A 1,328-nucleotide genomic window follows, 5' to 3' on the forward strand; every position below is an offset into this window, starting at 1 on the left:
AGAAGGATCAGCGAGACGCGGGCCGCCAGCATCTCCTGGCCGATCCCCGCCTCCGGGACCCGTACGCAGATGTGGTAGTCCCGGGACTCGTCGCCCCAGGAACCGGTCGGGTAGTCCCCCGCGCGGGGGCCCGCCCCGGTGCGGCGGCCGGTCAGGTCGGCGACCGTCGGGGCGACCTGCTTGACGAAGACGGTCTCGGTCCCGACGGGCGTCCACAGCCGCAGGGTGACGTCCGCGACCTCCTTGCCCATCGCGTCCTCCATCATCCGCGTGAAGTCCGCGGCGAGGCCCGCCGGATCGGCCACGATGTCGGCCGAGCCGAGCAGGGCGGAGGCGACGGCCGTGACCTCTTTCACCTCCCAGTCGGTGCCGACCCCCCGGGCGTCGCAGGTGAACCGGCCCGCGCAGGCGTCCAGGGCGGCCCGCAGGTCCTCGGGGGACTCGTGCTCGTTGCGGCCGTCGGTGAGCAGCACGCCGTGCCGGATGTCCGCGTCGGCGGCGCCGAGCAGCCGGTCGGCCAGCCGCAGCCAGGTACCGATCGCCGTGCCGCCGCCCGCGCTCAGCCGGCGCAGCGCGTCCTTCGCCTGGGCCCTGGTGTGCACGTCGGCGGTGGCGAGCCGGCCGTTGCCCGGATACACGTCCTCGGCCACGTGCGTCCCCGCCACCACGGCGAACCGCGTGCCGTCCCGCAGGGTGTCGACGGCCGCGGCCGTCGCGTCCCGGGCGTTGCGCATCTTCGTCGGCGGGTAGTCCATCGACCCGGAGCAGTCGACCATGAGGACCACGGCGGCCTCCGGTGCCTGCCCGGCGGTGCGGGCCGGGGCCGGGGACCGGTCGGTCAGCGGGCCACCGCCGGTGGACCGCCGCCCGTCGAGGTGACGGTGACGATCGCGTTGACCTCCCGGCCGCCCTCGGGCAGGTACGCGTTCTGGTACACCTCGGCCGAGAACCGCGGCACGTTCGACTTCGAGAAGTTGGCCATCTGATCGGCTCCTTGAGGCTCCACAGGGGTCAGGCGGAACGGGTCAGGCGGTACGGGGTCGCAGGGTCGGCGGACAGGGCCGGGCGCGGGCGGGGCACGGTGCGGTGGGGCGGTGGAGCCGGCAACCGGTCGCGGTCTCAGGCGGCCGGGTGGACGGATCCTGCCCCCTGCGGGGCCACGGCGAACGGCAGCAGCGCCACCGTTACGTTGTCGTGGCCCCCGCCGTCCAGCGCGTGGCCCACCAGCACCTGCGCCCCGTGCAGCGGGCGTTCGTACGCGTCCGGCGGCACGGCCGCCGCCATCTCGGCGGCGGCCTCGGCGTAGTTCCACAGACCGTCGGTGCACA

At 75.1% G+C, this 1,328-nt stretch carries 2 pseudogenes; both read right to left on the minus strand.

Annotation, left to right across the window (positions count from 1 at the left end):
* Positions 1 to 982 (minus strand): annotated as a pseudogene (locus IH13_RS37680) (vWA domain-containing protein); the annotation flags it as partial.
* 137 nt (positions 983 to 1,119) lie between these two features.
* Positions 1,120 to 1,328, minus strand: a pseudogene (locus tag IH13_RS0116795) (serine/threonine-protein phosphatase); the annotation flags it as partial.

This window comes from Streptomyces sp. NRRL WC-3549, from assembly GCF_000721935.1.
In the GTDB taxonomy this organism is placed as follows: Bacteria; Actinomycetota; Actinomycetes; order Streptomycetales; family Streptomycetaceae; genus Streptomyces.